At 29.5% G+C, this 19,468-nt stretch carries 22 protein-coding genes; 12 read left to right on the forward strand and 10 right to left on the reverse strand.

Annotated features, from left to right (window positions below):
* Positions 1-32: 32 nt before the first annotated feature.
* From DUT90_RS02345 to DUT90_RS02370, 6 genes are all read right to left on the reverse strand, one after another.
* Positions 33-455, reverse strand: coding sequence for a thioesterase family protein (locus DUT90_RS02345; RefSeq protein ID WP_114425110.1), 423 nt, complete (start codon positions 453-455; stop codon positions 33-35).
* A gap of 76 nt (positions 456-531) precedes the next feature.
* The gene (locus DUT90_RS02350; protein WP_114425111.1) at positions 532-1,398 is read right to left on the reverse strand and encodes a DUF5777 family beta-barrel protein; all 867 of its coding nucleotides are present in this window, start codon (positions 1,396-1,398) and stop codon (positions 532-534) included.
* Positions 1,399-1,402: 4 nt separating this feature from the next.
* Entirely contained in the window at positions 1,403-1,948 is a 546-nt protein-coding gene (locus tag DUT90_RS02355; RefSeq protein ID WP_114425112.1) for a YceI family protein, read from the reverse strand.
* Between the two features lie 9 nt (positions 1,949-1,957).
* Positions 1,958-2,374, reverse strand: a complete 417-nt coding sequence (locus DUT90_RS02360; protein WP_114425113.1) for an OB-fold protein — start codon at positions 2,372-2,374, stop codon at positions 1,958-1,960.
* Positions 2,375-2,378: 4 nt separating this feature from the next.
* A complete protein-coding gene (locus DUT90_RS02365; protein WP_114425114.1) occupies positions 2,379-2,744 on the reverse strand; it encodes a cytochrome c in 366 nt (121 codons plus the stop codon).
* 136 nt (positions 2,745-2,880) lie between these two features.
* On the reverse strand, positions 2,881-3,981 hold the full coding sequence (locus tag DUT90_RS02370) for a LytTR family DNA-binding domain-containing protein (RefSeq protein WP_114425115.1): 1,101 nt from the start codon (positions 3,979-3,981) through the stop codon (positions 2,881-2,883).
* 144 nt (positions 3,982-4,125) lie between these two features.
* On the opposite strand from DUT90_RS02370, the gene DUT90_RS02375 reads away from it, so the two are divergent.
* The 4 genes from DUT90_RS02375 (at position 4,126) to DUT90_RS02390 (ending at position 6,309) form a co-directional block, all read left to right on the forward strand.
* A complete protein-coding gene (locus tag DUT90_RS02375) occupies positions 4,126-4,563 on the forward strand; it encodes an OB-fold protein (protein ID WP_114425116.1) in 438 nt (145 codons plus the stop codon).
* Positions 4,556-5,101 carry a YceI family protein gene (locus DUT90_RS02380; RefSeq protein WP_114425117.1) on the forward strand — a complete coding sequence of 182 codons (546 nt, stop codon included), beginning with the start codon at positions 4,556-4,558 and terminating at the stop codon, positions 5,099-5,101. Before DUT90_RS02375 ends, DUT90_RS02380 begins: the two co-directional genes overlap by 8 nt.
* On the forward strand, positions 5,091-5,999 hold the full coding sequence (locus DUT90_RS02385) for a DUF5777 family beta-barrel protein (RefSeq protein WP_114425118.1): 909 nt from the start codon (positions 5,091-5,093) through the stop codon (positions 5,997-5,999). Before DUT90_RS02380 ends, DUT90_RS02385 begins: the two co-directional genes overlap by 11 nt.
* 100 nt (positions 6,000-6,099) lie before the next feature.
* Complete coding sequence (locus DUT90_RS02390; RefSeq protein WP_258848485.1) at positions 6,100-6,309, forward strand: T9SS type A sorting domain-containing protein; 210 nt, start codon at positions 6,100-6,102, stop codon at positions 6,307-6,309.
* A gap of 89 nt (positions 6,310-6,398) precedes the next feature.
* On the opposite strand, the gene DUT90_RS02395 is transcribed toward DUT90_RS02390, so the two are convergent.
* Positions 6,399-7,199: a TIGR00266 family protein gene (locus DUT90_RS02395; RefSeq protein WP_114425158.1), complete on the reverse strand. Its 801-nt coding sequence runs from the start codon at positions 7,197-7,199 to the stop codon at positions 6,399-6,401.
* A 208-nt stretch (positions 7,200-7,407) separates the two neighbouring features.
* Here DUT90_RS02395 and DUT90_RS13315 point away from each other — a divergent pair, with 208 nt between their 5' ends.
* Positions 7,408-7,554, forward strand: coding sequence for a hypothetical protein (locus DUT90_RS13315; RefSeq protein ID WP_181858124.1), 147 nt, complete (start codon positions 7,408-7,410; stop codon positions 7,552-7,554).
* On the opposite strand, the gene DUT90_RS02400 is transcribed toward DUT90_RS13315, so the two are convergent.
* Positions 7,555-8,010, reverse strand: coding sequence for a DUF4442 domain-containing protein (locus tag DUT90_RS02400; RefSeq protein WP_114425120.1), 456 nt, complete (start codon positions 8,008-8,010; stop codon positions 7,555-7,557).
* 152 nt (positions 8,011-8,162) lie between these two features.
* Here DUT90_RS02400 and DUT90_RS02405 point away from each other — a divergent pair, with 152 nt between their 5' ends.
* The 4 genes from DUT90_RS02405 to DUT90_RS02420 all read left to right on the forward strand — a co-directional run bounded on the left by DUT90_RS02405 (position 8,163) and on the right by DUT90_RS02420 (position 11,443).
* The gene (locus DUT90_RS02405) at positions 8,163-8,591 is read left to right on the forward strand and encodes a DUF4870 domain-containing protein (protein WP_114425121.1); all 429 of its coding nucleotides are present in this window, start codon (positions 8,163-8,165) and stop codon (positions 8,589-8,591) included.
* Between the two features lie 15 nt (positions 8,592-8,606).
* The gene (locus DUT90_RS02410; RefSeq protein ID WP_114425122.1) at positions 8,607-8,951 is read left to right on the forward strand and encodes a PadR family transcriptional regulator; all 345 of its coding nucleotides are present in this window, start codon (positions 8,607-8,609) and stop codon (positions 8,949-8,951) included.
* Positions 8,944-10,620 carry a PspC domain-containing protein gene (locus tag DUT90_RS02415; protein ID WP_114425123.1) on the forward strand — a complete coding sequence of 559 codons (1,677 nt, stop codon included), beginning with the start codon at positions 8,944-8,946 and terminating at the stop codon, positions 10,618-10,620. Before DUT90_RS02410 ends, DUT90_RS02415 begins: the two co-directional genes overlap by 8 nt.
* Positions 10,621-10,717: 97 nt before the next feature.
* Complete coding sequence (locus DUT90_RS02420) at positions 10,718-11,443, forward strand: head GIN domain-containing protein (protein ID WP_258848484.1); 726 nt, start codon at positions 10,718-10,720, stop codon at positions 11,441-11,443.
* A gap of 250 nt (positions 11,444-11,693) precedes the next feature.
* Here the strand turns inward: DUT90_RS02420 and DUT90_RS02425 are convergent, their stop codons facing one another.
* Both DUT90_RS02425 and DUT90_RS02430 read right to left on the reverse strand, forming a co-directional pair.
* Positions 11,694-12,506, reverse strand: a complete 813-nt coding sequence (locus tag DUT90_RS02425) for a GLPGLI family protein (protein WP_114425124.1) — start codon at positions 12,504-12,506, stop codon at positions 11,694-11,696.
* Positions 12,507-12,669: 163 nt separating this feature from the next.
* On the reverse strand, positions 12,670-13,677 hold the full coding sequence (locus tag DUT90_RS02430; protein ID WP_114425125.1) for a 3-oxoacyl-ACP synthase III family protein: 1,008 nt from the start codon (positions 13,675-13,677) through the stop codon (positions 12,670-12,672).
* A gap of 356 nt (positions 13,678-14,033) precedes the next feature.
* Here DUT90_RS02430 and htpG point away from each other — a divergent pair, with 356 nt between their 5' ends.
* The 3 genes from htpG (at position 14,034) to DUT90_RS02445 (ending at position 19,445) form a co-directional block, all read left to right on the forward strand.
* Complete coding sequence (gene htpG / locus DUT90_RS02435; protein WP_114425126.1) at positions 14,034-15,941, forward strand: molecular chaperone HtpG; 1,908 nt, start codon at positions 14,034-14,036, stop codon at positions 15,939-15,941.
* Between the two features lie 344 nt (positions 15,942-16,285).
* The gene (locus tag DUT90_RS02440) at positions 16,286-17,182 is read left to right on the forward strand and encodes an AraC family transcriptional regulator (RefSeq protein ID WP_181858125.1); all 897 of its coding nucleotides are present in this window, start codon (positions 16,286-16,288) and stop codon (positions 17,180-17,182) included.
* 94 nt (positions 17,183-17,276) lie between these two features.
* Positions 17,277-19,445 (forward strand): serine hydrolase, encoded by a 2,169-nt coding sequence (locus tag DUT90_RS02445; RefSeq protein ID WP_114425128.1) that lies wholly within the window; start codon positions 17,277-17,279, stop codon positions 19,443-19,445.
* Positions 19,446-19,468 lie beyond the last annotated feature (23 nt).

Here is a 19,468-nt window from a genome sequence, read left to right on the forward strand (position 1 = left end):
CAATATTATAAGATTTATGAAGTATTTGTATTTTAACTTGCTTGTTCTAATATTTCTTTGTTGGTAAAGAATTTGGTAAGGTTTTTAGGTGGTGTAATTGTCTGCCATGATTTATAATCAAACCAAAATAAATCTCTAATTACGGTAGCACACAATTCTTCTTTTTGATTGAAAAACGCAACAGTAACTGTCATTTTCTGCTGACAAAAACTTAGTGTATCAAAAGTTATTTTTACAGAAAAATCTTGTGTAAATAGTAAGCTTTTTTGTCGTGTTATTTGGTCATTACTATTTTGCAATCCTACTTGTCGTTTATTCATTTTTAAGCGTGTAAAACCATTTACAAATAAAAATGTTTCTACAATTTTACTAGTGTATTTTAGGTAAGCTCTATTTTGCATTACCATAAAATCATTTACATCTTCTCCTTGTACTTTATAAGTTCTTTGAAACATATTCTAGTTTTTAAAAGTAGGCTACTATCTTAAGTTTTGTTGACAGTAACCTACCTTATCCCCCATTATTAAAAAGTTAAAATGTTCTTGATATGTTAAACCCAAAATGAATGTCTCCTTTAAAAAAGTTTCCTGTATTTTCTGCTATAAAGCTTTTTTCTATCATTGTAATGGCATTAGATAAAATTAACTGAAACACGTGCCCTCCTGTTTCTATATCTACCCCAAATGCTAATGAGTTTCTAGCATTAATAGATTGAGACTCATTAAAGGCTAAAAAGTATTCACCATTTAAAGAAACACGTTTGCTTATTTTTACACGACTTCCAAAGCCTAAGGCGAAAATTCCGTGAGGATCTTGAGTTTCTCGTACTGTATTTCTATGAATAAAAGTTGGTGTAACCTGTAATGAAAACTCTTGGCTAAACTTTCTGGCAATTAAGACTTGTCCTACATAAGATAAGTTTTCTTGAAATGTTCTTTCTACTATAGGAAATTCTTCTTCTTGTGTTTTTGCTGCTACGCTTGCAAAAACAGATACTGCAAAAGGAAAAGAACGATTTCCTCTTCTCTGTTTTACCAAACTATATTTTAAAAAACTATCAAATGTTTTTTCAAAACTACTTCTTCCAATACCAATTGTCAAATTGTCTGACAAACCATATTCAAAAGCAAAACGAACATTTGTATTGTCTAAGCCAAATAACTCACTAAAACCAGAATTAATTCTACCAAATCTGTGAGAAATTATAAATTCTAATTCTTTATCTTTTCTATTTTCTATGGAGTGCCCGTTTAAAATTCTGGTTCCTTTAAAAGTGGCAGTAACAATGTTTTCAGATTCATTTTTTGGTGCTTCTTGGTCTAAAACGTCTAACAAGTCGTCTTGAGCATGAGCAAACACAGAACTTAATATGCATACTACGTATATTATTTTTTTCATTGTGCTATTTTTTAAAGGGTTTGTGTGTAAGGTTAAAGTTTACTTTAATGTTTTCTTGTATATTTTTGGCTACAACAGCAGGAATTTTGATTCCGAAATCTGCAAGATTTACAATAAAATCTCCAACAACATCAATAGCTTCATTTGTTCTTACAAAATTTGCGTCTATAGTCGTTTCTTTAGAAACACCATGAATGGTTAATATTCCTTTAACTTGTGCTGTAGATTTGACATCAGAAACACCTTCAAATTTAATAATCTCTCCTTTAAATGTGGCTTTCGGATATTTATCTGACTCTACATAGTTTTCATTGAAATGTTCTTGCATTAATGCTTTTTTAAACATAAATGATTTCATTAAAATTGATATTGCCATTTTTCCTGAAGATGCATCTATAATACTTAAAACTTGATTATTATCTGCTTTAATATCTTCTATTGGTGTTGAAGAGAAAAAGGTTACAGAACCATTTTTTGTTAAATATCTTTCTTGGGCGGTAGTTACATTTGTAAGTAAAATGTATATTAATATGGTATAAATTGTTTTCATATTATGGTTTTAGTTGATTATTTCGCTTTTTACAAGTATAACATCCATTAAATAACCTGTACAAATTCCTTTAATTGTTATTGTCTGTCCTTGTTCTAAAGTCTCTATTTTTTGGGTTGCAGTTTCAGATAAATGACATAAAACACTCCCAAAATCATCATCGGTTTTTAAAGTGACAATTCCTTTTTCTTTTTCTATATTGGTATCTATAATTACGCCAGAAACTTCTATAATTTTCTCTAAATACTTTGTATTTGCTTTATTTTCATCAGATGTAAAATCTGTCATAATTTGCGAGGCTGTTGCAATAATATCAGACTTTGTATCTGCAACATCTACATGAGGCTTATTGTACATTTTGTATACAATATAAATCCCTAAAATTGCCACAATTAAAATTGACGAAATTATTTTTTTACTTGTCATAATCTTAATTGTTTAATGCACCTGCTTCTACCCAACAACTAATAGCTTGTATTTCTTCATCTGTTAAACTTCCTCCTATTGGCATTGTTCTTCTAACAACTTCAGATCTTATAATTATTGCATTTGCACTAGCGTTTTCAAAAGTTTCTAAATTTGGTGGTTGCCCTCCGTTTGTACTGTGGCAAGTTGTACAGTTATTATCTAAAATTGGTCTTACATTAAGAGTATATGTAATTGTACTACAAGGATCTTCTATGGCAGGGTCATCATTAATTACAACCTCTTCATCTACGTTTGTTAAACATGAGGCAAAAACGAATCCTACAAAAAGTAGAAAAAAATGTTTTTTTATTTGAACGCTGTTTTTCATAATGTTTGTTTTTAAATTCTTGTGTAAAGTAACTACAATTAAACAGTTTACAAACCCTTGAGTTTTATGAAAAGGAAAAAAAACAGGTGAAAAAGGAAAAAAAAGCTTTAAAAAAATTGTAAAAATAGCTTTAAGTTTACATGTTAAGCCACTGTTTAAATTCTGCTGCTTTATTTTTACTTATAATAATTTCTTCAGACGTTTTAGACCTTAGTAATATTTTCAATTGGCTTTTTCCATATTTAATAATCTTATCTATGGCTGCAATACTGATTATAAATTGTCTGTTTGCTCTAAAAAATAGTGACTCGTCTAAATTGGCATACATATCATCTAAACTTGCATTAGTTGTAGACCTTTTTCCATCAAAACATACTACATAAGTAATTGTATTTTCTGTATATATAAATGCAATATCTTTTATTGGTGTAGGTACTAACTCATTTCTTATATAGGTTAAAATTCTTTTTCGTTCTTTATCTGAGGTTTCTTCTGTAATCTTATTTTCTTGAGTTACTTCTACCATTTTTTCTCTATAAGACACCAGATCTGTATTTAACTTAGATAAACTGACCACTTCTGTTGCTAGAGAAGAATTTTTTAATTCTAATTGCTTTTCATAAGCACTCCCTATTATTCTAACAGCTAAAAATGACAATACAATAACCAAAATACCCATTATTAAAAAAATGAGATAAAAATTATTTTTTAGAGCACTCATTTGGTTTCGTATACTAATAACATTTACGTTTGCTGCTACAATTAAATCGGACTTTTTTATTGGAGATACATGTATAACCTCAGAAATGATAGTTTTTTCTGAATCGATAGCATTCTTTACTAATATATCATACAAGTCATCAGAAGAGTTTTGCTCTTTTAAGGAAGACAACAAAGACTCACTCGAATTGATTGGCAACCCTAATTCCACCACATTTGGATGACAGACAATTTTACCTCCCCAATCAAACACACTAATAAACCAACTATCTGTATTGGTCTTGGAAATAGTTTCTTGTACATTTTTAATAACTTGGTCTCTAGAAATTCCTTGTTCAAATTGATAATTGATAAAATTAGCAACTTCGTTTGCCTCTCTTTTGGTAGATTCTACTTGAACTTCTATGAGTTGATTTGCACTAACTTTTATAAAATATTGTGATGCTATTAACGCTACAAATAAAAAAATTACGGCTATAGAGAAAAAGGTTAAAAAATATAATCTATCTTTTTTCATGGTAAATATTGAGTCTCAAAAATAAGACTATTTTATTTTTTTAGCACATCTTTTTATTGTTTCAAGTTTAATTTTTCACTTTTCAGATTATTTTTTTTCTTAAAACCCCTAAGTTTTACTTTCTTTGAGGTAATATTTAAAAAAATGTCTAAAAATAAAATTATCATTACTTTAACAATATTCATACTAGCAATAGTAACTGTAGCTGTTTTTGTTATGCCTTATTTTAAAGACACTAACACCAATATAAAAAATGTAACTTCTGAAGCCAACTTAGATTCTAAAGATTTGGTAAATGCATATTTAGTAAATGAAAAAGAATCTAATACAACTTATACCGGAAAAGTGATTGAAATATCTGGTAAAGTAAAATCAGTTAGTTTTTTAAACAATAGAAGTACCGTAATACTATATGGTTTACAAGAAAACTATGGAGTAATTTGTGATGTACACCCAAGTCAAGTACCGAAATTAAAATTATTAAAAATTAATCAAAAAATAATGGTAAAAGGAATCTGTAAAGGTTTTCTTAAAGATGTTATTTTACTAAATTGTTATATAGAGACCCAAATTAATGAATAAACGTTTACTTCTTCTTTTATTGTCTTTTTTTGCTACGCATCTTACAAATGCTCAAGATGAATTTATAGCTCGCCAAGGACAAGTTTCTTTTTTTTCTTATGCATCTGTAGAAAATATTGAAGCTCAGAATAATCAGGTATTGAGCATCTTAGATGTTGCTAATAAAAAAATAGCGGTAAGTATGTTAATGCGTGCTTTTGTATTTAAAAAAGACTTAATGTATGAGCATTTTAATGAAAGTTACGTTGAATCTGATATTTACCCTAAAGCTACTTTTGAGGGAAATATTATCGATTTTGATACAAAAGCATCAAATCAGGTAAAAATAATTGAGGGGAATTTAAATATTCATGGTATTACAAAAAAAACCAACCTAAAAGCTACTATTTCAAAAGATGAAAATGCGTATTTAATTACTGGAGAATTTGTAGTTTTAGTTAACGATTTTGATATTAAAATACCTCCCGTACTAACTAGTAATATTGCAAAATCTATTACTTTAAAGTTTACTTTTCAATACCAACCTTATGAAGAATAGAACACATCCTTTTTTAATTTTAGTACTACTATTTGTATCTCATTTTTCAACAAATGCACAAGACCTCTTAAAAAAGTTAGACAAAGAGCATAAAGATACTCCACAGTATAAAATTGCTACTTTTAAAACCACCAGAATAGGACTTGGTCACTCTATAGAGACTCGTAAAAAAGGTACTTTAGAAATTTCTTTATACAACAGATACTGGGACAAACCAAACACCCAAAGTCAGCGTTTTTTAGCAGATGAGGTTAATACAAGATATGGTTTATCGTATTCTTTTTCTAATGATTTTACCGTAGGTTTTGGATATGCTAATTTTGATAAAATCTCTGATGGATTTATTAAATACAAATTGGTAAAACAACGTGTACATGATAAAAAATCACCTTTAAGTATTACATTAGTACAATCTCTATCTCATCGTAAATTTGATAATGCTAATACTAATCTATATAGTCCTAGCTCATCAGAAAATAAGTATTCTTTTACTACACAGGCTCTAATTGCTAGAAAATTTAGCCCTGAATTATCTTTACAAATATCACCTTCTTTTGTTTATAGAGCTTCTTCTAACAACAACAATAACCCTAATGCACAATTTGCTATTGGTTTTGGTGGTAGGCATAAAATTAACACTCATACTTCTATTGTTTCAGAATACTTTTATGTGGTAAATCCTGTAAAATCTATAGATACTTTTAACTCTTTTTTAATTGGAATTAATTGGGAAGTTAGTGATTTAATGTTGCAGTTTCACCTAACCAATGCTAGAAATTTTGCAGAAGATACCTTTATAACAGAAACTGCAAATAATTTTAATTTTAAAGACCCTAACTTACACTTTGGGTTTAATGCTACTTTTATTTTACATACTAAAAAAAGAACTTTTAAATAGAGCTTTATTTTTAGACTCCACTCAGTAAAAAAATTACATTACAAAAAATTAGAGCTAAAAACTTAAAATTAATGATTTCAAAATCAATGACACATTTAAAATTCTATCACTTCAAAATAAAGATTTTAAAATGTCATCCTATAAATCAATAAAATACCAAGTTAATATTTTTAATGTATTGGGTTTAAAAACTGAAACCGAAATCTTTTTTGTAAAAGAAATTGAACTTGACTTACCTCATTATCCTTCAGGAATTTATTTTATAAATTTAAAGTCAGAAAATAATAGGTTTAAAAAAATAAAAAAATAAACGTGTTGCCTCTTATGATGATATATACTTTTGATTAAAAGTTTCTTAAATCAAAATACAGTCTCCATCAACAAACTATATTTAGTTAATTAAAATCTATTATCGCCGTCTAATAAATCTCCTATACCTCCCAAAACACTGCCTTCACCTTTTTTTCCACTACCAGTTCTAGGAGCCATAGCCAAGACTCTTCCTGCTAGCCTGCTAAAAGGTAAAGACTGTATATATACCGTTCCAGGACCACGTAATGTTGCAAAAAACAATCCTTCCCCTCCAAAAATGGTATTTTTTATACCACCCACAAACTCAATATCATAATCTATTTCTTGCGTAAAACCTACAATACAACCTGTATCTACTCTTAGAACTTCCCCTGATTGTAAAACTCTTTTAGCCATTGTTCCTCCTGCATGAACAAAACCTAAGCCATCCCCTTCTATTTTTTGCATGATAAATCCTTCTCCACCAAACAAACCTCTACCTAGTTTTTTTGAAAATTCAATTCCGATTGAAACTCCTTTAGCTGCACACAAAAAGGCGTCTTTTTGACAGATAAATTTACCACCAAATTCCATTAAGTCTATAGGTACAATTTTTCCAGGATAAGGAGAGGCAAATGATATTTTCTTTTTTCCAACACCGGCATTTGTAAAAACAGTCATAAACAAACTCTCTCCCGTCAATAGTCTTTTTCCTGCCGAAAAAAGTTTACCTAACACCCCTTTTTCTTGTTTAGAACCATCACCAAAAATAGTATTCATGGTAATCGCATCATCCATCATCATAAAAGTTCCTGCTTCAGCAACAACACCTTCTTGTGGGTCTAATTCTATTTCTACAAATTGCATCTCTTCTCCATAAATTTTATAATCTATTTCATGAGCATTCATCTGTTTTTTATTTGAAGATTGATTTGGTAATTTGTCTTGATACATCTTTTTTTGGTTTTTATATTAGGATTAGAAGACGTTTATGTGTTTTTGTTACAATGATTCATAATTATTTAACATTTTCTTTAACGGATGCGTATTTGTAAAATTATTATTTTTGATTTTGTTGATGAAAAGCAAAAAGTATACAATTTAAAAATATTTGATTATGAAATACTTAACACCAGAAATAGAAGCATTGTCTAAAAAATATGAGGTTACAAAGTCTTTAGCTCGTACCAGTACTTCTTGTGGAATTTTTCAAGATTGCGATTATAAAGAAGAGCGACCAAAACCTTATCATAAAAAAAAATAATTACGATTTTACTTTTAAACTCCACTCAAATTTAAAGGTAGATACTGTAATTCCTTCTTCATTAACTCCTTGAGATGTTAAGTTAACAGTCTGACCTTTTTTAGTAGCTATACATTTTTGAATAGTTGATGCTATTAACGCTGCATCACTACACGTAAAAACAATTTTCCCTGTAGCTTTTTTAAAAAATGCTGCTTCTTGTTTGGTTACCAACATAGATACTTTTTTTTGCGACGCTTCAATCGCTTTCATTACAAGAGCCCCTGTACTCATTTCTGCAGCCATACCCTGAGCTGCCCAAAACATACTTTTAAATGGGTTTTGATTGATCCATTTATGATGTATTGACACAACACAAGAAATGCTATCTATTTTTTTTACACGCATTCTAGACAACCAACCAAGTGGTAATTTAAAAAACATGAATGCGTTTATTTTGCTTGGTGTTATCTTCATACTCTCTTTTAATGTAAGCAAAATACTACTTTTTAAACAAACATGTAAAAAATTTAAAATGTTAATAAAATGTTAAATACAGGTACTATGTATTGCATAATACCTTTTTTTAGATATATATTTGCATAAGAAAGTATTATACATATAAAATGATGAAACATAATAACGAAAATACCAACGCTTTTTTAATACATATATCTGCATTTGCAGGATTTATATTTCCTTTTGGAAATATAGTAACCCCTTTAATTGCGTGGCAAAGTCTAAAAGACAGAAGTCCTTTTTTAGATGAACAAGGTAAAGAAGCTGTAAATTTTAATTTAAGCTACACTTTGTACGTATTTTTAATTTCTATCATTTTTATTCCTGTTGCTTTCGGATCATTTTTTAGAAATTGGGATAATTTTAATTTTCACACAAATTTTGACTTTAATTTTAACAACCTGTTTGGATTTATTGGCTTAGGCTCTCTAACAGGAATTATATACATAATTGGTATTGCCTTGGTAATTATTGCATCATTAAAAGCCCGAGAAGGAGAAAACTACAAGTATCCATTTACCATAAAATTTATAAAATAATATAAACCACAATAAATGAAGATAGAAAACACAAAAGCACAAATGCGAAAAGGTGTTTTGGAGTATTGTATTTTATCCATATTAAAACATGGAGATGCTTATACCTCAGAAATACTTTCTACATTAAAAGCTGCTGAAATGATTGTGGTTGAAGGAACCATATATCCGTTATTAACGCGCTTAAAAAACGCTGGTTTACTAACCTATAGATGGGAAGAATCAACCTCTGGACCGCCAAGAAAGTATTACGTTTTAACAGAAAACGGAGGCATGTTTTTAAAAGAATTAGATAAAACATGGGGCAATTTAGTAAATGCAGTAAACCAAGTAATTAGTAAAAAATCGACTACAAATGAATAAGACTATTAACATAAATTTAGGTGGATTCTTTTTCCATATTGATGAAGTTGCTTATCAAAAATTAAAACGATATCTAGAGTCTATTTCTAGATCTTTAAGTGATGATCCGCAAGGAAAAAATGAAATCATTGCAGATATAGAAGCCCGTATAAGCGAATTGCTTTCTGAAAAAATAACAGATGCAAGACAAGTTGTTAATGAAAGTGATATTGATGATATTATAAAAATAATGGGGCAACCAGAAGATTATGCAGAAGCAGAAGAAAATTACAATGACGCTAGCTATTCTTACAAAAGAAATAATGCTTCTGGAAAAAAATTATTTAGAGACCCAGATGATAAATTTTTAGGTGGTGTTGCCTCTGGTATAGCGCACTATTTTGATGTAGATCCTATTTGGATTCGTTTAGGGTTGCTTGCTCTATTTTTTGGGGCTGGTTTTGGTGTTATTCTGTATATAATTCTTTGGGTTTTGTTACCTGAAGCAAAAACAACTGCCGAAAAGTTACAGATGGAAGGTGAGCCTGTAAATATTGATAATATTGAGAAAAAAATTAGAGAAGAGTTTCACAGCGTTTCTGAAAATGTAAAAGATTTTGCCAATAATGCTTCTGATAGGATTAAAGAAGGGGCTAATGAAATTTCTCAAAAAGTAAACAATTCTTTGAAGGGAAAGGGCAGAAAAAATAACGGCTTGCAAGATTTCTTTGAAACTATAGGAAAAATCATTTTGGTATTTTTTAAAGTTATCGGAAAGTTTATTGGGGCATTACTTGTATTTGTTGCGGCAGCTGTTATTTTATCACTAATTATTGGTGGGTTTTCTGTTGGAAGTTTAGAGTGGTTAAATGTAAATATAGACGGAGCGTTTGTACAATACCCTCCTTTCTTTTACGATGCAATACTACCCAAATGGTTACTAACCTTAACGGGTTTTTTGCTAATTGGTATTCCTTTTTTAACCTTGTTGGTTTTGGGTTTAAGAATTTTGTCTAGTAATGTTAAAAAATTTAGCAAAGCAACATCATTGATACTCTTAGGTATTTGGGTTGCTTCTTTACTAACCTTAGTCTTTACAGGGTTAGATTTTGGAACATCACACGCAAATTATGGTCAAAATATAGAGCAATTACCTTTAAATCATGTAAAAAACGATACTATTCATTTAAAAATGACAAATGATGATGCGCTATATTATCAACATAATTTAAGAAGAACTTCTCGTAAACATGAGGTGGAAATAGATGGTAAAACTAAAGTATATTCTAATTATGTAAAAGTTGATGTCAAAAAAAGTCCATCCAACAAAGCCTATATCATCATTCAAAAAGAATCTCGAGGAAAAACTAGAAGTAGTGCCAATAAGAATGCTGAAAAGATTGAGTATAACTACGAAATTAAAGGTAAAGACATTGTTTTAAATGCCTATTATTTGTCAGATTTTAAAAATCTTTGGAAAGATGAAGAAATAAATATCACGTTTTATATTCCAGAAGGTATAACTGTTTATTTTGACAATTCTATCAGAAATTTTTTACATGATGTAAAAAATGATAAAGATATCTATGATAAAGACATGGTTAATCATCATTTTTTAATGACTAAAAAAACATTATCCTGTACAGATTGTATAGATAATGATGTTCTAAACAATCAAAAATCTATCTAAATCTACAATTCAGTAAAAAAATACAACAACTGAGCAACCAAATTTTGGTTTTAAGCATCTATAAAATGACTTTTACCATCTAAACAAACTAGAACTCATGAAATATTTAATCACAAAAACCCTTACATTTCTATTTATAACTGCTTTATTTACTTCTTGCGGAGTAGATATGTTTAATAGCGTTAATGGCAATAGAAATGTAGTTACTAAAAACAGAAAAACAAATAATGATTTTACTGGTATTAAAGTAAGCACAGGCATAGATGTATACCTTACGCAAGGTAACAAAAACAAAATTACTGTAGAAGCAGATGAAAATTTACATGATATTATTATCACAGAGGTTAAAGATGATGTTTTAAGAATTTATTCAGAACAAAGTATTTGGAGAGCTAAAGCACGTAAAGTACATGTAATCATTAAAGATTTAAAGATGTTAAGGGCTACAAGCGGTAGCGATGTGTATACAGAAAATACGATTACAACTGATGAAATTTCTATAGCGGCAACCAGTGGTGCAGATATTAAAATAAGTGTAAACGCTAACAGTGTAGAAACTAGTACTACAAGTGGCTCTGATATTAAAATTGCGGGTAAAGCAATAAATCATGCATCAACTGCTACTAGCGGAAGCTCTATTGATGCATATTATTTGGAGAGTGAAAACGCCATTGCAAAAGCCACTAGTGGTGCAAATATTAACATTTATGCCTCACAAAGATTAGAAGCAAAGGCTACTAGTGGTGGAGATATCGATTTTAAGGGCAACCCTAAACAGGTAACAAAAAAATCTTCTTCTGGTGGTAGTGTTTCTAAAAAATAGATTTTTTTTTAAGCATAAACAATCAACTTAAACCAACCTAACTATGAATACTTTTTTAGAATCTTTTAAAAGCAGTTTTATTTTTAAAGTTCTATTTTTTATTGCTGTATTTTTATACAAGTATATTTTAAATCTATAAAAATTTATTAGAATAGCTAACTCTAATAATAGTACTAATACTTGGTTTTATTAGTTTACTTGGTAAGTCGTCGTTTTGTAAAAAACGGCGCTTACTTTTTTGTAGATGATTTTATCTACTTCTCCTCATTCTATTGTTTCTCATTTCTAACATCTTTTTTTGAACAGTAGCTGCATATTCTTTTTTGGTTGTTTCTTTTCCTTTGTCTGGTGCTTTTATGACAATCTGTTTTTTTGAATTGATAGTTATTTCAGAACACAATAATGTAGTATTGTCTACACTTACCTCTAAAATTAAACCAGGTAAACCCCAATATTCTGCAGGCCCTTGTGCAACAGGAATTTGAGGCGCATACCACGCTTCTATGACTTTTAAATTTTCTTCGGTATTAGTGGTCTTTTTAGAATTCTTTCTTAAATCTCTCCAAGAAAAATTATACCACTCTATTTCTTCTTTAGGTGCAAATGCCTTTGCTTTATAACAAGTATACTCGCCTATTTTTTTGGTTTCTGATCCTAATTTCCAATCTATCTTGTAAAGGTCATCTTTAACTAAAAACTTTTTACCGTAAAATTCTTGGGCTTGTATTATTTTTTTATCTTTTATATTTTTATACTGATCTCCTCTAGAAAAATAAGCTCCCCAGCTGTCTGTTGCTCCAGAAATTGCATCTATTTGTTCTTCTTCTAAAAACATAGATTCTGCATTATTAAATGTTAGTACATATGTTTTTTCTAACCTATTTTTTAAACGTTCATGAATTTGCTTTTTTTGCCCTTCAGACAGTCTAGCTCCCCAAGAACCTAAAGTCATTTTAGATTTAGACATGTACACAGCTTTTCCTTGAAAAATTTGTGCATGAACATTTAAAGTAATTAGAATAATGAATGAAAATATGGCAAATTTGAAGTTACATGGTTTCATAAGAAATATTTTTGTTTATCTAAATTACAAAAATACTAAACAAAAAATAGCTAGATGTCATTATTTTAACACAACTTTAATCTGAAAATCAAGCATCTAAACCAAACTTATAAAAAAACATCACAAATTGAGATACTCTTTTTCAAGTTCCAAAAGCTTAGAACTACCAACGAATGATAACGCTACCCCACGTAAATCCACTACCAAAAGCAGCTAACACCACCAAATCGTTATCCTTAATTTTACCTTTTTCCCAAGCTTCTGTCAAAGCTATAATTACAGATGCAGCTGTAGTATTTCCATATTTCATGATATTATTGTAAACATTATCCTTAGATAATCTAAACTTCTTTTGAATAAATTGCGCAATCCGCAAATTTGCTTGATGCGGAATTAACATGTCTATGTCTTCTTTTTGCAAATTGTTGGCCTCTAAACCTTCTACAATAGCTTCTGCAAAACGGGTTACGGCATGCTTAAACACAAATTGCCCATTCATATACGGAAAGTAAGAAACATCGTCTGGATTATTGGCTTCTAAAATTTCTGGAACCCATCTTTGTGTAGAAGGGCCATCTAACATTAATTCTCTTGCATGTTTCCCTTCAGAATGCAAATGTGATGATAAAATTCCTCTTCCTTTTTCTTCACTTCTAGACAAAACGGCTGCACCTGCTCCGTCACCGAAAATAACAGTTACGCCTCTGCCTCTAGTAGATTTTTCTAGGCCACCTGAATGATTTTCTGAACCAATAACTAAAATATTTTTATACATACCGGTTTTAATAAACTGATCTGCAACTGACATCGCATAAATAAAACCAGAACATTGATTTCTAACATCTAAAGCTCCAATAGTTGGCATTTCTAACATTTCTTGAACTTGAACACCTCCTCCTGGGAAATACATATCTGGACTTAAGGTGGCAAACACAATAAAATCGATATCGTTTTTAGTTAAACCAGCTCTTTCTATAGCTATTTTTGCCGCTTTGGCTCCCATAACGGCTGTTGTATCATCAGTTTTAGGATCTATCCAACGTCTTTCTTTGATTCCTGTTCGCTCTTGAATCCATTCATCTGAGGTATCCATAAATTCCTTTAAATCATTATTGGTAACGATGTTGTCGGGTACATAATACCCTAAACCTGTTATTTTTGAGCTATACATATGTTGATATTTTAGTTGCGTATTCTTTGTAATAAGCTAAAATAATGATTTTATTTAGATTGCTTTTTTATCGAAATATTAATTTTATTGTAAAATATATAACAAATCCATAAAAAGATATGTTTTTGTAAAACGCTGCTGACGAAAGGAAAAATTATGCTGTCATCTTGTCATAATATTTTCTTTGGTATTTTTTTTGACTGTAAAAAGTTTAGAAAATAAAAACGTTCTGTCAGTTCGAGTGATTTTTTTGAGAAACAAAAAAAATTGTATCGAGAACATTTACACTCCTCAATACAATTTCAAAAAAGAAAATCAATCGAAATGGCAATCTTACACTAAAACAAATATAAATTATGAGTAAAGGAAACATTAATGTATCAGTAGAAAATATCTTTCCACTGATTAAAAAATTCTTGTATTCTGATCACGAAATCTTTTTACGTGAGCTAATTTCTAACGGAACCGATGCAACTACCAAATTAAAGCACTTAATTTCTATTGGTGAAGCGAAAACTGAATTAGGTGATGCTAAAATAGAAATAAGCATCGACGAAAAAGCGAAAACCCTAACTATTAAAGACCAAGGTTTGGGTATGACACTAGATGAAGTTGAAAAATACATCAACCAAATTGCTTTTTCTGGTGCTGAAGAATTTTTAGAAAAATACAAAGACGATAAAAACGAAACAGGTGTAATTGGTCATTTTGGTTTAGGTTTTTATTCTGCTTTTATGGTAGCAAATAAGGTAGAAATTATTACAAAATCTTTTAAAGATGCCCCTGCTGCCCATTGGACTTGTGATGGTTCTCCTGAATATACGTTGGTTGAGCACGATAAATCGGATAGAGGTACTGAAATTGTTTTACATATTGCTGATGATTCTACAGAATTTTTAGAAGAAGGTAAAATTAGAGGCTTATTAACCAAATACAACAGGTTTAATCAGGTGCCAATTAAATTTGGAACTAAAGAAGTAAACGATCCTACTCACGAGCCAAAAACTACAAAAGACAAAGATGGTAAAGAAACTACAGAACCTCATAGAAAAATTACTGTAGACGATATTATTAACAATACAGACCCTGCTTGGACTAAAAAACCAGCTGATTTAGAAGATGAAGATTATGCAAACTTCTACAGAGAGTTGTACCCGATGCAATTCGAAGAGTCTTTATTTCACATTCATTTAAATGTAGATTATCCTTTTAATTTAACAGGAATTTTATTCTTCCCTAAGTTGACGCAAAACTTAGACATGCAAAAAGATAAAATTCAGTTGTATCAAAACCAAGTTTTTGTAACGGACAATGTTGAAGGAATTGTACCTGACTTTTTACAGATGTTAAAAGGGGTTATCGATTCTCCAGACATTCCTTTAAATGTATCTCGTAGTTATTTACAAGCAGATGGAGCTGTAAAAAAGATTTCGGGTTACATTACTAAAAAAGTAGCTGACAAATTATCATCTCTATTTAAAAAAGATCGTGAAGATTTTGAAAAGAAATGGAATGATATTAAAGTGATTATAGAATACGGAATGTTATCGGAAGATAAATTCTTTGACAAAGCGAAAAAATTTGCTTTATACCCAACAGTTGCAGATACCTATTTTACGTTTGATGAGTTGATTGAAAAAACAAAAGAAAATCAAACCGATAAAGATGGTAATCATGTAATCTTATATGCTTCTAATAAAGATGCTCAGCACAGTTATATTCAAGATGCGACTGCAAAAGGCTATGAAGTCTTACTACTAGATTCTCCTATTATTTCGCATTTAATGCAGAAATTAGAAGGTGGTGATGCAAAAGTGAAATTTACTAGAGTTGATTCAGATTTTATAGACAATCTAATTAAAAAAGACGAAGAAACGATTTCTAAATTATCTGACGAAGAAAAAGAAAAATTAAAGCCAGTTTTAGAAGGAGCTATTAATGATTCTGCTTATACCGTTCAGTTAGAAGCTATGGATTCTAGCGCACAACCCTTTATTATTACCGTGCCAGAATTTATGCGTAGAATGAAAGAAATGCAAGCTACAGGTGGTGGAGGAATGATGGGAATGGGCAATATGCCAGATATGTATAATTTGGTAGTGAATACTAACAATCCGTTAGTTTCAGAGATTTTAAATGCTGACGAAGACAAGCAAAAAGGATTGATTTCTCAAGCGTTTGATTTGGCAAAATTATCTCAAAACCTACTACATGGTGAAGAATTGACAAACTTTATTAAAAGAAGTTACGAGTTGATAAAGTAATTCGCTCAGTCTTACTGAACTTGTTTCAGATTTTCACAAATACTTAAACCTCTTTGTTTTTGCAAAGAGGTTTTTTTATTAGCTTTTATAAAAAATCCACTACATTCGTTTAACTTTTGATAAAGTAAATTGAAACTTAACTTATTATTATAGTTGGCTACTATTTAAACTTACAATTAATATGATTGAAAATTATAAAATAACATATGAATCTTGAAAAACAGTTAGTTTTCTTTTTTAGTACATTGGGAGCTTTCAACGGTTTTTTATTAGCGTTCTATTTTGCCTATTTAGCAAGTAAAAAAAAGTTCTCAAATTATTTTTTAGCTTTTTTATTACTCTCGTTGAGTATCAGAATTGCCAAATCTGTTTTTTTTCATTTTAATCCTAAGTTATCTGGAATTTTCATTCAAATCGGTCTTTCAGCATGCGTGTTAATAGGTCCTTTTCTTTACTTATACCTTAAAGCTTACATTAAGAAAGAAACCAATAATTGGATACTTCATATTTTCCCCATTTTGGCAGGAATCATTATTTTAGGAGTTACATATCCTTATGTAGAACATAAAACTATTTGGAGTAGGTATATTGTAAAAGGTATATATCTACAATGGTTAATCTACATAGTCTTATCTCTCAAATTTGTTAAACAAATCTTCAAAAGGTTTTTAAAAAAAACAGAAAAAATATCAAGCATAGACATCTGGTTAACAAGTATTTATACAGGTACCGCTATAATTTGTGTTTCTTATATCATCGGCACATATACTTCTTCTATTGTTGGAGCTTTATCGTTTTCTTTTGTACTTTACCTAATTGTCTTACTTTTTATTTTTAGAAATAAAAAAAACACTTCATTTTTTGAAGAAAAAGAAAGATATAGAAATAGAGAAATCAATAATAAAACTGTTGAACAGGTTACTAAAAGAATAAGTGTAGTAAAAGATAAAAAACTATATCTAAACCCCAATTTAACTATTAAGAATGTTGCAAAAGAACTAGATATTACACAGCATACATTATCTCAAATTCTAAATAATAATTTTGGTAAATCATTTTCATTATTTATAAATGAATTAAGGATTGAAAAAGCAAAAGAACTTCTTACGCTCCAAAATCAATATACAATTGAAGCTATTGGCTATGAAAGTGGTTTCAATTCTAAATCAACTTTTTTTACAGTTTTTAAAAAAATAACAGGTTATACACCTTCAGAATATCAAAAATTACAAAAAAAATAAGTTCGGTATTATAAATTTAAACTTCTACTCTATAAAATAAGACTCATAGAACAAGTGCATTTTGCATATTTGTTACGAATTAAAAATTCGAAATATGCCTAAATCAATTCTTGCAATTGTATTACTCTTACTTTTGTTCGGTTTTTCACCTAAACAAGAAAAGCAGAAAAAAATACTTTTCGTAGTCTCTAATCAACATACTTACGGCAATACAAGTTTAAATACTTCTAATCATTTTTCTGAAATTGTTCTGCCTTATAATATTTTTAAAAAAAGTGGATATAAAATAGATTTTGTAAGTCCTAAAGGAGGTACTATTCCTATTGGATACATTAAAACATCTGACAGTATTCAAAAAAAGTATTTATATGACGCTGATTTTATGAAGTTGTTAAAACACACACTTCACCCTAAAAATATTAATGCATCAGATTACAAGGCCGTTTACTATGTAGGAGGTGGGGCAGCAATGTTTGGTGTACCTGAAAATAAAGAAATTCAACATATCTCACGAATTATTTACGAAAATAAAGGAGTTGTATCTGCAGTTTGTCATGGTACAGCAGGAATCGTTAATTTGAAATTATCTAATGGAAAGTTTTTATATGAAGAAAAACAAGTAAATGGTTTTCCTGATGCCTTTGAAAATAAAACAGCTGCATATTATAAAACATTTCCTTTTTCTATAGAAGAAGCAATAAAAAGAAATGGAGGGGGATTTATCTATTCAAAAAAAGGCTGGGACAATCACTACGTTGTAGACGGAAGGTTAGTTACTGGTCAAGATCCTTCTGCCTCGATAACAGTAGCTGAAAAGGTTATTGAAATATTAGAAAAACAGAATATACAATTTACAGATACAATAGCAGGTGTTGATTTAAAATCGAAAATTGATGATTATATCAACAAAATAATGAGAGAATTTGACATTAAAGGTGCAGCAGTAGCCATTTTAAAAAATAACCAAGTTATTCATAAAGAATACTATGGAAAAGCTAATATTGACTATGATATTCCTGTAAACAGTGCATCCATTTTTAAAACACACTCATTAACAAAACTTTTTGTTTCTGTTGCGGTTTTTCAACTCATCCAAGATAAAAAAATCTACCTTGATGATGCAATCGGAAAATTTTTAACTGATTTACCACTAAACTGGAAATCTGTTAAAATAAAACACCTTCTCTCTCATTCATCTGGGTTACCAACCATGCCAGTGTCAAGGAATTTAACAGAGTTCAAGGCTAAAGACATAGTTTTTAATGCGGATACTCAAACTCTACCTGGTAACGAATATTATTACAACCGAACCAATTTATGGTTATTAAAACAGATTATTGAAAAAGTAAGTAATCAAAAATTTCAAGATTTTATTATTGAAAATCAGTTTAACGGAAATCATATTGGTATTTCTTTTTCTGGAGATATTTTAGATATTGTTCCTAATAGAGTTACAGAATATTACCCTAACAAAAATTATGAACCAAAGATTTTTGATTTTTACTTACCAAATTATTTATTATCCGCAGGTGGTCTTAATATAACTTTAGATGCTTATATAAAATGGGAGCAACAATTTGAAGCAGGTAATTTTTTAAATCAAAAACACAAAACCATAATGACCTCTCCATTTCCTTACGGGAATGGCAGTTCATTCTTTTCATACGGCTGGCGAATAGAACAGTTAAATACAATTAAAACAATTGGTTTTAGTGGTGGTGGCATATCAGTTTTTAAAAAAGTACCGAGTAAAAATATGAGCATCATTTTTTTATCAAATGGATATAAATATGACCCTTATATAGAGCGTGTTAGTAACAATTTATTAGGCATTATAGATAAATCACTCAGAAATAAAGAGAGCTTAGCTAGTGAAAAACTAGAAATAATTATTAATAAAAAGGATTACAATAATGTTCAAATACTTTTAAATCAGCTTAAAGACGGTAAAGAGTACAGCGAAGTCTATTTTGAAACAATTCTCAATGAAATTGGCTACAGTTTTCTTAACGCTATTCAACCAAGGTTAATTGAAGCTATAGAAGTTTTTAAATTGAATACACTGAACTACCCAAAATCTTGGAACTCTTTTGACTCCTTAGCAGAGGCATATAAATTAAGTGGAGACATTAAAAATGCTGTAACGAACTATGAAAAAGCTATTGCACTTATTTCAAAAGATAATGCAGCACATATAAAAAGAATAAGAAATCAAATAAAAAAACTCAAAAAAATAATTAAAAAATCTAATCTTAAAATTTGACATAAAATCTTAAAACAACATAA

The organism is Polaribacter sp. WD7, assembly GCF_003335085.1.
Lineage (GTDB): Bacteria > Bacteroidota > Bacteroidia > Flavobacteriales > Flavobacteriaceae > Polaribacter.